14 protein-coding genes are annotated in these 13,681 nt (G+C 67.2%); 10 read left to right on the top strand and 4 right to left on the bottom strand.

The window, feature by feature from the left end; translation table 11 throughout:
- Positions 1-43: 43 nt before the first annotated feature.
- On the top strand, positions 44-712 hold the full coding sequence (locus tag G9V96_RS08180; protein WP_168582588.1) for an LON peptidase substrate-binding domain-containing protein: 669 nt from the start codon (positions 44-46) through the stop codon (positions 710-712).
- Here the strand turns inward: G9V96_RS08180 and G9V96_RS08185 are convergent.
- Entirely contained in the window at positions 709-1,827 is a 1,119-nt protein-coding gene (locus tag G9V96_RS08185; protein WP_168582589.1) for an acyltransferase family protein, read from the bottom strand. The genes G9V96_RS08180 and G9V96_RS08185 overlap by 4 nt on opposite strands.
- Before the next feature lie 286 nt (positions 1,828-2,113).
- Between G9V96_RS08185 and G9V96_RS08190 the strand changes: the two genes are divergently transcribed.
- The gene (locus tag G9V96_RS08190; protein WP_168582590.1) at positions 2,114-2,551 is read left to right on the top strand and encodes a hypothetical protein; all 438 of its coding nucleotides are present in this window, start codon (positions 2,114-2,116) and stop codon (positions 2,549-2,551) included.
- Between the two features lie 94 nt (positions 2,552-2,645).
- On the opposite strand, the gene G9V96_RS15140 is transcribed toward G9V96_RS08190, so the two are convergent.
- A complete protein-coding gene (locus tag G9V96_RS15140; RefSeq protein WP_226913227.1) occupies positions 2,646-3,170 on the bottom strand; it encodes a DUF4870 domain-containing protein in 525 nt (174 codons plus the stop codon).
- A 231-nt stretch (positions 3,171-3,401) separates the two neighbouring features.
- Here G9V96_RS15140 and serA point away from each other — a divergent pair, with 231 nt between their 5' ends.
- Entirely contained in the window at positions 3,402-4,598 is a 1,197-nt protein-coding gene (serA, locus tag G9V96_RS08200) for a phosphoglycerate dehydrogenase (protein ID WP_168582591.1), read from the top strand.
- A gap of 85 nt (positions 4,599-4,683) precedes the next feature.
- On the opposite strand, the gene G9V96_RS08205 is transcribed toward serA, so the two are convergent.
- Positions 4,684-5,115: an arsenate-mycothiol transferase ArsC gene (locus G9V96_RS08205; protein ID WP_168582592.1), complete on the bottom strand. Its 432-nt coding sequence runs from the start codon at positions 5,113-5,115 to the stop codon at positions 4,684-4,686.
- Positions 5,116-5,188: 73 nt separating this feature from the next.
- Positions 5,189-6,232: an ACR3 family arsenite efflux transporter gene (gene arsB, locus G9V96_RS08210; protein ID WP_264318497.1), complete on the bottom strand. Its 1,044-nt coding sequence runs from the start codon at positions 6,230-6,232 to the stop codon at positions 5,189-5,191.
- 166 nt (positions 6,233-6,398) lie between these two features.
- Here arsB and G9V96_RS08215 point away from each other — a divergent pair, with 166 nt between their 5' ends.
- The 7 genes from G9V96_RS08215 (at position 6,399) to G9V96_RS08245 (ending at position 13,639) form a co-directional block, all read left to right on the top strand.
- Entirely contained in the window at positions 6,399-6,794 is a 396-nt protein-coding gene (locus tag G9V96_RS08215; RefSeq protein ID WP_226913228.1) for an ArsR/SmtB family transcription factor, read from the top strand.
- Between the two features lie 193 nt (positions 6,795-6,987).
- Positions 6,988-7,794: a serine hydrolase domain-containing protein gene (locus tag G9V96_RS08220; protein WP_168582594.1), complete on the top strand. Its 807-nt coding sequence runs from the start codon at positions 6,988-6,990 to the stop codon at positions 7,792-7,794.
- Between the two features lie 146 nt (positions 7,795-7,940).
- Positions 7,941-10,397 carry a DMSO/selenate family reductase complex A subunit gene (locus tag G9V96_RS08225; RefSeq protein ID WP_168582595.1) on the top strand — a complete coding sequence of 819 codons (2,457 nt, stop codon included), beginning with the start codon at positions 7,941-7,943 and terminating at the stop codon, positions 10,395-10,397.
- 3 nt (positions 10,398-10,400) lie between these two features.
- Complete coding sequence (locus G9V96_RS08230; RefSeq protein WP_168582596.1) at positions 10,401-11,033, top strand: DMSO/selenate family reductase complex B subunit; 633 nt, start codon at positions 10,401-10,403, stop codon at positions 11,031-11,033.
- 1 nt (position 11,034) lies between these two features.
- Entirely contained in the window at positions 11,035-11,949 is a 915-nt protein-coding gene (locus G9V96_RS08235) for a dimethyl sulfoxide reductase anchor subunit family protein (RefSeq protein WP_168582597.1), read from the top strand.
- A 14-nt stretch (positions 11,950-11,963) separates the two neighbouring features.
- Positions 11,964-12,632, top strand: a complete 669-nt coding sequence (locus tag G9V96_RS08240; protein WP_168582598.1) for a TorD/DmsD family molecular chaperone — start codon at positions 11,964-11,966, stop codon at positions 12,630-12,632.
- On the top strand, positions 12,632-13,639 hold the full coding sequence (locus G9V96_RS08245; protein ID WP_168582599.1) for an ATP-binding protein: 1,008 nt from the start codon (positions 12,632-12,634) through the stop codon (positions 13,637-13,639). Before G9V96_RS08240 ends, G9V96_RS08245 begins: the two co-directional genes overlap by 1 nt.
- Positions 13,640-13,681 lie beyond the last annotated feature (42 nt).

A 13,681-nucleotide genomic window follows, 5' to 3' on the forward strand; every position in this document is an offset into this window, starting at 1 on the left:
ACCGCCGGATGCGAGCCGGCTGGCGGAGACCTACGGTGGAGTCATGGCGCAGTTGCCGTTGTTCCCGCTCGGCACGGTCCTCCTTCCCGGCGGACCGTTGCCCCTGCGTGTCTTCGAGCCGCGCTACATCGAGATGCTGCGCGAGGTGCTGAACTCCGAGGAACGCCAGTTCGGGGTCATCGCCGTCCGCCAAGAACGCGCCGACGGCGCCTGGATTCCGAACCTGCACCGGGTGGGGTGCGCCGCTCGGGTGGAGTCGGTACGCCGGATTGAGGGCGGGGCCTTCGGCATCATCGTCCGCGGCACGAACCGGTTCGTCCTGGACCGGGTGGACTCCACCCAGGCGCCATACCTCATCGGTGAGGTGTGGTGGCCGGACCTGGAGTCGGAAACCCCTGCCGGCGCCGGGACGACGTTGACCGACCCCGGCACCCGCATCCAGGCAGCGACCGGCACACTGTCGCGGCTTGCCCACACCTATGCCGCAGCCCTGAACAAGGAGCTTGAGCTCGCTGAGGAGCCGGCGCAGGTCTGCCACCAGATCCTGGAGCTTCTCGGCCTGCCGTTGGGCGAGCGTCAGCAGGTGCTTGAGGCCGGAGATGAGGCCTGCCGGTTGGATTACCTGACCGGTCTGCTGACCCACGAGGTGACACTGTCGCGCTCGTTCGGCCCGCTGGCGCCGTTCTTGACGGATCGTCCGCACTCGAACTAGCGCGTGCCGATAGCCGGCTCCTCCCAGGGGAAGGGTCGACTCTTGTGGGCCAGCGCCGGTTTTTCGACCAGGAACCACGACAGCGCGGCGGCCACGGCGGCCAACAGGACCGCGATGACGATGAACGGGACCACCCCGAGAGCGGCCACCCCGAGCAGTGTCAGCAGGGTCTCGATAGGCCAATGGAAGATGTACATGCCGTAAGACAGGTCGAAGCCTGGGTCCCAGCGCAGCGGCAGGGCGACGACGGCCCACAGGCACAGGTAGGCGAAGCCGACCCCGGCCACCGGCCGATAGTCGGGCAGGAAGGCCAGCCCCAACGCCACGAGCAGCAGCCCGGCAAGCGCCCAGCGCCCCGAGATGGGGATGCGGTGGGCGAAGAGCAGCCCGCACGCCCCGAGCAGGAACATAAAGAAGAAGCGGCGCATCTGCTGGGCCGGCAGGTCGAGCAGTCCGAGGGCTGCCACCTCGTTCAGCACGCCCAGCACGATCACCAGCGCGGGCATCCACCGCACCCGCCGGGTGAGGAAGCCGGCCACGCCGAGCGCGGCGATGAGCAGATAGCAAACGAATTCGTAGTAGAGCGTCCACAGCGCGCCGTTGACCACCCCCGGGGTGAAGGTGGTGTGCGGTGCGCCGCCGACCGAGAAGTCGAACATGTGCAGCGCCGCGTTCTTCCAGATGTAGGAGAAGGCCTGCGGATACACCGACAGCGGCGGGCGCCCTTCCAGCAGGGTGATCAGTGGCGCCAGTACGACGGCGGTGAAGATCAGGCACACCCAGAAAGCGGGCAGGATGCGCAGCGCTCGATGCCACAGGTAGCGGGCTGGGGAGCCCAGCCGCAGGTAACTCATCGTCACCAGGAAACCGGACAGGACGAAGAACGCGTCGACGGCCAGATCACCCAGGTGGGTGGGCCCCAACCGCGGATCGACTCCGAACGTCGGCTGCTCGCCGAAAGCGACCGCTCCGGCGTGGACCATCGCCACCAAGCTCGCCAGCCCCAAGCGCAACATCGTCAGGCTGTTCGCTTTTGGATTGAATTCGGACTTCAACGTTCGGGCGCGTGAAGAACCCGACTTGGCCGTGACAGGCCGTGCGATGTCCAGAACCATCGTTTCCCCCGTATATCTCCGTCTCCCCCCACGAGCGTTCAGGACGCTCGTCCGATAAAACTCTAACGTTGCGTCACAGTTGCTGTCCAACCTCGAATCAACATCACCGCAGGCGCCCGAAATCCCCGACACCCGGTGAAAATCATTGCGTTCCAGCGCTTCTGCTTATGTATCTCGTCGACGGGTCGCAGTGGGTGCCCGCCGGATGTATAGATGCGAAAGCCGACCGGTCCTTTCCGGCGGTGTTGCGCGCGCGCAACACCGCCGGGCGCCCGATAGTGGTGGCATGACTGAACTCAGCAAAGACCAGCACGACACCATCCGACGCGCCGCCTACGGCGCCATCGCCCTTGTCTCTCAGGCCGATCCCGGCTTCTTCGCGATGTTCTCGGAGTCGATGGCCGGCTCCAAGGCACTCGCGGCTGCTCCGGAGCCGGTGCGCGAGTTGCTCGCAGGCGTGACCATGCCGCCGACCGGGACCAAGGAGCAGGTGGAGAGCGCCATCTTGGCCGACCTGTCCGAGTCCATGCAGATCTTGGCGAACGACCCCAGCGCCCGCGACGGCTTCCGGGAGGTCGTCCTGCAGGCCACCCAGAAGGTGGCTGAGGCCTCTGATGGGGTCGCCCCCGCCGAGGAAGCGATGATTCAGCGCGTACGCGCCGCGGTCTCCGGCGAGAACGCCCCAGGCACCGGGGTTCAGGACACCCCGCCCAGCACGCTCTAAGAGCCCGCGACTACGACAAAGCGGGGCAGCCACGCAGTTGCGTGGCTGCCCCGCTCGTTGTCGAACAGGCCCGCAGTTAGGCCCTGGACAGAGCTCAGGAGAGAAGGCGAATCTGGAACGGGTATTGGAAAGACTCGCCCCGGTTTGCCCGGACCGCACCAAGGACGTGGTAAATGAGTTGCAGAAGAAAGGCGACGATAACCATCGGGATCCCGACGATTGCCCCGATGAATGTGAAGATAGCCAGCCACCCCGCGATCGTCACCAGCCACATGGCGATGTTGAAGTTGAAGGCGCCGGCCGCAGCTTCCCGCACATACTGGCTGCGGTCCTTGTAGATCGCCCACACGATGAGCGGGCCGACGAAACTCAACCATCCTGCGCTGAGGATCAAGGCGCCGATCGTGCTCAGGTGCGCCAGCATCGCCATCGACTGCTCGTCTGAGCTTGCGGGCCCGCGCTGGTAGGGCGGGATCGGGCCGGGAGCAGCTGAGTAGGGAGCCGCGTACGGGTCGGAAGCCGCGTACGGGTCGGCGGGGCCGGGCTGGGGCTGGTAATTGAAGTGGGGGTCCTCTTCCCACGGGGTATTTGATCGTGGGGCATCGGGTGTGCTCGACATCTGCTCTCCTCACAGCGGCGCGTCCCGCCGTTGCGGCGGGGGTCTTGCCTCGAGCCTAAGAACGCGACGATCTGTAAGCGAGCCCACGGCCTCCATTTCAGGGCAGAGCCGGGGTTTTCTCAGGGTGGACCCTCACCAGATCGCAGCCAGGGTCCACCACGGGCGGGCAGCGGGGATCGACAGGTGAACACCTCCCCGCTCGTAAGGTGCGTCGGTGGCACCATCGGGGGCGTGAAGGCGCTGCTGCTAGAAAACGTCCATTCGCTGGCCACCTCCTTGCTCGAAAACGCAGGGATCGAGGTCGAGACCCGCACCGGGGCACTCGACGAGGTCGAGCTCACCCACGCGCTGCGAGATGTCGACCTGCTCGGCATCCGCTCCACGACGCAGGTGAGCGCCGCTGCACTGGAGGCCAACCCGCACCTGATGGCCGTTGGCACGTTTTGCATCGGCACGAATCAGGTCGATCTGGAAGCGGCCGCCCGGCTGGGTATCCCGGTGTTCAACGCGCCGTTCAGCAACACCCGCTCGGTGGTCGAGCTGGCGATCGCCGAGATCATCGTGATGGCGCGCCGCCTGACCGAGAAGGACCGCGCGCTGCACGGCGGGATCTGGGACAAACAGGCCAAGGGCAGCCACGAGATCCGCGGGCGCAAGCTGGGCATCGTCGGGTACGGCAATATCGGCAGCCAGTTGTCGGTGATCGCCGAGATGCTCGGCATGGAGGTGTACTTCTACGACACCGTCGACAAGCTCGCGCTGGGCAACGCCCGCCGCTGCGGCTCGTTGGAGGAGCTGCTGGACATCGCCGAGACGGTGACGCTGCACGTGGACGGCCGGGAGGGCAACGCCGGATTCTTCGGCCCGGAACAGTTTGCCCGGATGCGTAAACGCTCGCTGTTCCTCAACCTCTCCCGCGGCTTCGTCGTCGACTACGAAAGCCTGCGCGAGCATCTGCTCACCGGGCATATAGCGGGGGCCGCGGTGGATGTCTTCCCGAATGAGCCCAAGAGTCGCGGCGATGCTTTCACCTCGCCGCTGCAGGGTCTGCCGAATGTCGTGTTGACCCCGCACGTAGGCGGTTCGACCGAGGAGGCTCAGGAAGATATCGGTCGGTTCGTCGCGGGCAAGCTACGCGACTATGTGCGCCTGGGTACCACCACGTTGGCGGTCAACCTGCCGACGCTGACCTTGGCCCAGGAACCCGGCAAGCACCGCCTGACCCACGTTCACCTCAACACTCCGGGGGTGATGGCCACGGTCAACAACGTGTTCGCCGAGCACGAGGTGAACATCGACAGCCAACTCCTGGCCACTCGCGGCCGGTACGGCTACGTCGTCAGCGACATCTCGACCGACATCGCCGAGGACGCGATGGCAGCCATTCAGGCGATGCCGGAAACGATCCGGCTGCGGCGCATCGGCTGAGGGCTCGACCAGCACGAGGCGGGAGCACCCACCGCGCGCGGGCCGGGCCAAGCCGTTCGCGCTGGAGCCTTCGGGTGGCATCTGGTCAGCCGGTGAGCGGCACGTCAAGGTCGGCGAGCAGCGCCCGCACCCGCGCGGCGATGTCGTCACGGATGAGCCGCATGCGCTCGACACCCTCGATGCCGCGCTCAGAAGGCTCGTCGGTGTGCCAGGTTTCGATGGGCGCCCGCATGCCGGGGACGGGCGCGAGGGCGGCCTCGGCACCGAGAACGATGACGCGGTCGGCAGCGGCCATGATGGCCGGGTCGACCGGCTTGGGAAACTCACCGGTCACGTCGGCGCCGATCTCTTCGAGCGCGGCGACGCTGAGCGCGTTCAGGTCGCTCTTGGGTGCGGTTCCGGCCGAGTGCACGGTGAGCCGCCGGCCGCCGAGGTGGCGAGCGATGGCGGCGGCCATCTGAGATTTACCGCCGTTGCCGACGCAGACGAACAGGACAGCGGGGGCGTGTGCGCTCACGGGCAGGCTCCTGGGCAAGGTCAATACGGCGCGACGGTCGATTGGCCGCCGCGGTGCGGAGTAAACCCTCAGGTCAGCGGGTCGGCACGGAGGCGTCGCCGGGGAAGAGACGCCGCCCCGCCCACAGCGAGAGATACACCAGCGCCACGAGGACGGGCACCTCGATGAGCGGGCCGACCACACCGGCCAGCGCCTGGCCGGAGGTGATCCCGAAGGTTCCGATGGCCACGGCGATGGCCAGCTCGAAGTTGTTGCCTGCGGCGGTGAAAGCGACGGTCGTCGAGCGGGCGTAGTTCAGCCCTGCGGCACGAGATGCCAGCAGCGAGCCGCCGAACATGAGAATGAAGTAGGCCAGGAGCGGCAGCGCGATCCGAGCGACGTCCCACGGCGCGGAGGTGATCGCCTCACCTTGCAGGGCGAACAGCAGCACGATGGTGAACAGCAGGCCGTACAGCGCCCACGGGCCCAGCTTCGGAAGCAGCACGGACTCGTACCATTCGCGGCCCTTGGCTTTCTCCCCGAAGTGGCGGGTGAGGAACCCCGCGAGCAGCGGAATGCCGAGGAAGATGAGCACCGAGGTGAAGATCGCCCAGACGGAGAAGTCGACGTCGGTCGTGGGCAGCCCGAGCCAGCCGGGCAGCACCTGCAGGTAGAACCAGCCGAGCCCGGCGAAGGCCAACACCTGGAACAGGGAGTTGACGGCCACGAGCACGGCGGCCGCTTCCCGATCCCCGCAGGCCAGGTCATTCCAGATGAGCACCATCGCGATGCAGCGGGCAAGGCCGACGATGATGAGGCCGGTGCGGTACTCGGGTAGATCTGGCAGCAACGCCCAGGCGAGCACGAACATCAGCGCCGGCCCGAGGATCCAGTTGAGCACGATGGACAGAGTCATCAGGCGCCGGTCGGAGGTGATGCGGCTGGTCTCGTCGTAGCGGACCTTGGCCAGTACGGGGTACATCATGACGAGCAGCCCGATGGCGATGGGCAGCGAGACCTCGCCGACCTTGACGGCCTCCAGGGTGGCGTCCAGGCCGGGGACGAACCGGCCTAGGAGCAGCCCGAGGATCATTGCGGCGATGATCCACACCGGCAGAAAGCGGTCGAGGAAGGACAGCTTCGCAGCGACGTTGCTCGGGGAGCCGGTGCTGCTGGCTGGGTGGGTGGCCTGACTGTCGGGGGACGCGTGATGCGGCACCGAGGACTCCTCGCATTGATGGTGATCTATGCGTGAAGGTAGGCGGTCATATAGACATCTGTCAATGTGGGGCTAGAGTGTCGGAATGGCTGCCCCGAACATGCTCCACCTCGACCCCGCCCGGATCGGCGCGGGCTCGGCCCCCACCGCTGACCCGACCTCATCCGAATGCGCGCCCGGGGCCGCGGACGACCTGCTTGCGGCCGATGAAGCTGCAGCGCAGGCGACCCTGTTCAAAGCACTGTCAGACCCGACCCGCCTGCGTCTGCTGCGGTACGTGGCAGCATCCCCACAAGGAACCGCGTGTGCCTGCCACCTGCCGGACGCGCTGGGCATCAGCCAGCCGACCCTGAGCCACCACATGAAGAAGCTCGTCGAAGCCGGCTTGGTCACCCGGGAGCAGCGCGGTCGTTGGGCGCACTACACCCTCAACGACGCTACCCTCGCCCGCGCCCGAGCCGCTTTGAGCGCCCAACCGTGAGCGCGCCCAGCGCCCTGCTGAACAGGCAGGATTCCGCCCGAGAACCGACTGCGCCGCCGCCATCGGACGGGCCCACCCGCAGCCTCGGCAGGCCCGTAGGTCCAGTGCTGTGGCTCTTCCCGGCAACACTGCCCAATCTCTCGCCGGGGCTGGCCTGCGAGACTGGCGCTATCGGCATTCGAGGAGGCGCGGGATGGATCTGGCGGCGGCGGTAAAGGACTGGCCGGTGGGGTCGGCTTCGGTAGCGGTCATCACGGCGGAGGGCGGCATCGTCGACGTGCACGACGACGGGCGCAGCTACCCCTGGGCTTCGATCACCAAGGTCGCGACCGCCCTGACCGTCCTCGACGGTTGCCTCGAAGGGGTCATCAGCCTCGATGACGAGGTCGGCCCCGCCACCCTGGCCCACCTGCTCTCCCACGCCTCCGGGCTCAAGGTCGACTCTGACGAGACCATGGGCCCGCCGCAGCGGCGCCGCATCTACTCCAACCGCGGGATCAACCTGGCTGCCGAACACCTGGCCGCAGCCACCGGCACCCCGTTCACCGAACAGTTGCGCGAGCGGCTGCTCGACCTGCTCGACATGAACGACACCCGCCTGGAGGGGCCGCCCGCCCACGGCATGGTCGGCACCATCGGGAACCTGGCCGCCCTGGCCGCCGAACTACTGAACCCCACCCTGCTCATGCCACAGACCGTGGCTTGGGCCTCCACGCTCGCCTTCCCCGGCTTGGACGGCGTACTGCCCGGCTTCGGCACCCAGAAACCCAACGACTGGGGGCTGGGCTGCGAGATCCGCGCGAACAAATCCCCGCACTGGACCGCCCCGGAGAACTCCCCTGCCACCTTCGGGCACTTCGGCCAATCCGGCAGCTTCTGCTGGGTCGACCCGCAGGCCGGGGTGGCCTGCGTCAGCTTGTGCGACACCCCGTTCGGTGACTGGGCCGCGCAGGCGTGGCCGATGCTGTCCACTGCGGTCCTGGCCGAGTACGGCGGCTGATCTACCACCCGGAAAACCGTTTGCTTCTCAAAGCGTTTGCCATCACCGCCAGAAGGTGACCTAAGTCCCGAATGAGGACTTAGCCCCGGTGACCACTTTGGGCCTGCAGGTAGGTTCATGTGACGACTTTGTGACTCGGAGGCAAGATGGCACCACTGACTTCCCCCCTACCCAGCGTCTCGCGACGGCGGTTCCTTCAGTGGTCGGCGATTGCCGGTGGCGCCGCAGGCGTCGCGGGAGCTACGAGCTGCGGGCTGCAACCCAAGACTGCTGATGCGGGTAAAGCTGCCGCGCAAGAGCGGCACGTGTGGAGCGCCTGCACCGTCAACTGCGGCAGCCGGTGCCCGCTGCGGCTCGTGGTCAAGGACGACACGATCATCCGCGTCGACCCCGACAACACCGGGGACAACACCGTGGGCAACCAGAGCGTGCGTGCTTGTGTGCGTGGCCGCTCCATCCGCCAGCGCATCTACAGCCCCGACCGGCTGAAGAAACCCCTGAAGCGGGTCGGCAAGCGCGGCGAAGGCAAGTGGGAGGAGATCTCCTGGGACCAGGCCTACACCGAGATCGCCGACAACCTCAAACGCCTCATCCAAGAACACGGCAACGAGTCGATCTACCTGCAGTACGGCACCGGAGTCATCGGCGCGACCGTCGCCCGCAGCTGGCCGCCGGCCGGCACCCCCGTCGCGCGCCTGATGAACTGCATCGGCGGCTTCCTGGACCAGTACAACGACTACTCCGCCGGCAACATCGAGACCGCCCTGGACTTCCACTACGGCAGCTATCAGGCCTCCAACAGCAACGACGACACCGCCAACAGCCGCCTCGTGCTCATGTTCGGCAACAACCCGCACGAGACCCGGATGAGCGGTGGCGGCGAAGTCTTCGTCACCCAGCAGGTCAAGGCCAAGTCGGGCCACAAGGTCATCGTCTTCGACCCTCGCTGCACCGACACCGCGATGAACCTCGCCGACGAATGGGTGCCGATGCGCCCAGGCACCGACGCGGCGCTCATTGCCGGGTTCGCGCACGTGATGATCACCGAGAAGCTGCACGACAAGGCGTTCTTGGACCGCTACTGCAGCGGCTTCGACGAGGCACACCTGCCCGCCGGCGCCCCGGCAGGATCCTCTTACGAGAGCTACATCCTGGGTAAGGGACCCGACAAGACGGCCAAGACCCCTGAGTGGGCCGCCCGCATCACCGGTGTGCCCGCCCCGACGATCCAGCGCCTAGCCAGGGAGATCGCCACCACCAAACCGTGCGCGATCACCCAGGGTTGGGGCCCGCAACGGCACTCCAACGGCGAGAACCAGTCGCGGGCACCGATGTTGCTGGCGGCCCTCATCGGGCAGATCGGCATCTCCGGCGGCGGCACCGGCTCCCGCGAGGGGTACGCGACCCTGCCGATGGCTTCCTTCCCCACCCTGGAGAACCCGGTGCGTCCGGTGCTGCCGTTCTACCGGTGGACCGAGGCAATCCTGACCGGTAAGGGAATGAGCTACAAGGACGGCATCCGCGACAGCGCCGATGTCAACGGCAACAAGAACGTCAAGCACGACGTCACGCTGGGCAGCAACATCAAGTTCATCTGGCTGTACGGCTCCAACGCCCTGGTCAATCAGCACGGCGACATCAACCGCACCTTGGAGATCCTCTCCGACGATTCCCAGTGCGAGATGATCGTGACGATCGACAACCAGATGACCGTCTCGGCCCGCTATTCCGACATCGTGCTTCCTGATGTCACCACTGCTGAGCAGATGGACCTGGCGGCTCAGGGCAGCGCCGGCAACATGGGCTACACGATCTTCACCGACAAGGCCATCGAGCCGCTGTACGAATGCCGACCGGTCTACGACATGATGACCGGAATCGCCGACAAGCTCGGGGTGAAGGAGAAGTTCACCGAAGGCCGCACTCAGGAAGAATGGGTGCGCTGGCTGGTGGACGAGTCCCGCAAGAACATCCCCGGCCTGCCCTCCTTCGAGCAGCTTCGCAAGGACGGCATCTACCGCGAGAAGCTCGACCCGGTCATCGCGCTGAAGGACTTCCGCGACGACCCGCAGGCCAACCCGCTGCCGACGCCTTCGGGCAAGATCGAGCTGTGGTCCAGCAACCTGCACGCCATGTCACTGGACTGGCCGATGGAGGAAGGCAACCGGATCACCGCGCTGCCGGAATACGTGCAGACCCGCGAGATGCCCGGCGATCGACTGCAGACGCGCTACCCGCTGCAATGCATCGGGCACCACTACAAGCAACGCACCCACTCCTCCTACGGCAACAGCCCGTGGCTGAAGGAGGCCCACCCGCAGCAGGTCTGGATCAACACCATCGACGCTGAGCAGCGCGGGCTGGCCACCGGCGACGAGGTCGAGGTCTACAACGACCGCGGGACACTTCGCATCCCGGTCTTCGTCACGGCGCGGATCGCCCCCGGGGTCATCTCGGTGCCGCAAGGCGCCTGGTACGACCCGGAGAAACCGGGCGGGCGCGACCTGGGCGGCTCCACCAACGTTTTGACCAGCCACCACCCGACGGCGTACGCGAAGGCCAACGGCCAGCACTCCAACCTCGTCGAAGTTCGGAAGGCATGACCCATGGCGAAAACGTTCAAACAAATCGCTTTCTACGTCGACCAGGAGAAGTGCACCGGCTGTAAGGCCTGCCAGATCGCCTGCAAGGACAAACACGATCTGCCCACCGGGGTCAGTTGGCGCCGGGTGCCCGAATTTTCGGGCGGTTCTTGGAAGGTCGACCAGACCACCAACACCTTCACGAGCAACCAGTTCACCTACTACACCTCGCTGTCGTGCAACCACTGCGACAACCCGATCTGTGTAGAGGTCTGCCCTTCGACCGCGATGCACAAGGGCGAGAACGGCATCGTGGCCGTGGACCCCGATGTGTGCATCGGCTGCCGCTACTGCGAGATGGCCTGCCCCTACGGCGCGCCGCAGTTCAACGCGGACAAGGGGATCATGACCAAATGCGACTTCTGCCGGGACCGGCTGGCCAACGACCAGGACCCGGCCTGCGTCGCGGCCTGCCCCTCACGAGTGCTCGACTACGGCGAAGCCGCTGAGCTGCGTAAGCGTCACGGGGCCACGGCCGACATCGCGCCACTGCCGGATCCCTCGATCACCAGCCCGAATATCGTCATCTCCCCGCACCGCGAGGCACGCCCGCACGGCGACACCTCCGGTGAGCTCGCCCGCCCGCAGGAGGCTTGAGATGTTGCACGAGCTGCCGCTGGTCATCTTCACCGTGATGGCCCAGATGTGCGTCGGTGCGTTCGTCACCCTGGGTGCGATCCACGTGCTGGGTGCGCGTGTGGACGCCAAGACGATGGATCGGGTCAGCGATCCGGCGCTGTACGCACTGGGCCCGCTGCTCGTCCTCGGGCTCGCGGCCTCAACGCTGCACCTGGGTTCCCCGCTGCGCGCCGTGAACGCGCTGCGCCACGTGGGCACGAGCTGGCTGAGCAACGAGATCATCACCGGGATGCTCTTCCTCGGCGCAGGCGCGGCCTTCGCAGGCGCCCAGTTCTTCAAAATCGGCTCGGCACGGATGCGTCAGGCGCTGGCGATGCTCGCCTCGCTGATCGGCTTGTTCCTCGTGTACTGCATCAGCCGCGTGTACTCGCTGCGGACCGTACCCGCCTGGGACACCCCCTTCACCGCGCTGCGCTTCTACGTCACCGCCCTGCTCCTGGGCGGTCTGGCCGTCGGCGCGGCCCTGGTTCTGGCCGCCGGGTGGCGTCGGCGGCGCGGCCTGGGTGACGAAGCGGGCGACCTGCTCGTGCTGCGCAGCATCCGCGGCATCGCCATCTCCTCGGGCGTGCTGCTCGGCGCCAAGTTCGTCGGGGTACCGCTCTACCTGGCCTACCTGGGCACCCACGCCGACAACGCCGCCCACGAAAGCCTGCGTGTCCTCGGCGACACCCACGTGGGCTGGTCCTTCGCCGCGTACACGTTGACCTTCCTCGGCATCGCGGCTTTGGGGTACCTGCTCGTTCGGCTGTCCAAGGGACCGGTGGGCCAGCGTCTCGTGCTCAACGTGGCAGTGTGCGCGTTCGTCTTCGTGTTCGCCGGCGAGTTCATCGGCCGGATGCTCTTCTACGCCTCCATGGTTCGTACCGGACTGTGAGCGCACTGATGGGCATGCCATCGGCCAGACCGGCGATGCACGCGGAAAAGCCGGGGGCAGAGGTGCTGGACGCGTTCTGCGCGGCCAGCACGATGCTGGCCTCCGTGCTGTTGGAGCCGCCGAGCGCCGAACAGGTGGACAGGTTGAGCGACCTGGACCTGCTCACCGAATGGCCGCAGCCCGCTGCGGCCCGGCCCGCCGGGCAAAGCGGCCTCGAAGAGATCACCACCTCCCTGCGCACCGACCCATTGGCGGAGTTGATCGCCGATTACCGCCACCTGTTCGACGCCCCCGACCACTCCCGCGCCAACCCCTACGAGTCGGTGCGTCGCAGTGAGGAACACCTCATGCTCGGGGCGCACACGCTGGCGGTGCGAGCCTGGTACGAGCATCGAGGGCTGGTCGCACCGGCCCGTACCAAGGTGCCGGACGACCATCTGGGGCTCGAACTGGCTTTCGTCTCCACGCTGCTGCTGGACGCGCTGTCGGCCACCGAGGCCGATGACGAGCCGGGACGCGACGGCGCTCTGGAGGCGCTGCGGCGCTTCTTGGGGGAGCACCCGCTGGCGTTCGGCAGCGCCGTCGCCCAGGACATGAAGGCGCATGCCCACACCGGTTACTTCCGCGGTTGGGGCCGGGTGCTGGAAGCGACCCTTGACGATCTGGGCGCCCGGTTCGCCTGATGGACCTCGACACCCGCCAGGCCTGCAGTTACCTGCAGGCACACGCGAGCGACTGGCGGGTCCTGCTGATCGGGCAGGACAGCGCGGCCGGTCCGGGCGAGGCCGTCCTGCGGGAGCACGGCGTGCACTTGATCATCGACGCCCAAGAGTGGACCGACAGCGCTCAGGAGGGCGCCGCCGCCTGCCTGGAACTTGCCATGAATTGCGCAGAGCTGCTGGTCGAACCCGGCCTGAGCGGGGCTGACCTGGCCTGTGAGCTGGCCACTCCGCTGGCCGCTGTCACCATCACCCGCTGGCACCACGTCTCAGGCGAGCAGGCCGAAGCCGAACCGCAGGCAGATTCCGCGGGCGGGTCCGACTCCGCGCAATCGCCCCCCTCACCGCTGAAGCGCCCGTGGCGTAAGCACCCGCCGCGCCCGCAAACGGTGCGACTGAATGCGATCCCGGTGCAGCGGCGGGCGCTGATGGGGCTGCCCATGGCCGAATCCCCAGCAACACCTACCGAGCCCGGAGCTCGCCTGGCGGCGGCTGTTCTGGCGGCTCTGGACGGCGGCAGCGTGCCTGAGGAGTTCAGCGCACTGCCTGCCGGGGCGGCCCGACTGAGCACGCGGGGCTGCTGCGGCGACGGGCTCTGCGTGCGTTCCTGCCCGCATGAGGCTCTCGCGTTGGAGCAATCCGGTGAACCCGAGACCGATCTGGATCTGCGCCGCGGCGTGCACCTCGGCGGCGCCGCCCGCGCGCCGCGCCCGTTCTCGCTGCGACTGCGGCTGGACCTGTGCACCGACTGCGGCGCCTGCTTGCAGGTCTGCCCCAGCAACGCGCTGTCCCGGCTGGGCGAGGCGACCTGGGCCCAGGTCCTGCAGACCCCGCAGGTCAAAATCGGCGGCGGGGTCAGCCTGGCCTGCCGGCGATGCGGCGCCCCCCACAGCGGCAGCAGCGGGCTGTGCACCGTGTGCGAGCAGCGCAGCGCCAATCCCTACGCAGTGCACTGGCCACCGGGCCGGTGACGCAGACCAGCAATGACTTTCTGTTGCGGAAACGGAAAGTGA

This window comes from Gephyromycinifex aptenodytis (assembly GCF_012277275.1).
GTDB classification, from domain to species: domain Bacteria; phylum Actinomycetota; class Actinomycetes; order Actinomycetales; family Dermatophilaceae; genus Gephyromycinifex; species Gephyromycinifex aptenodytis.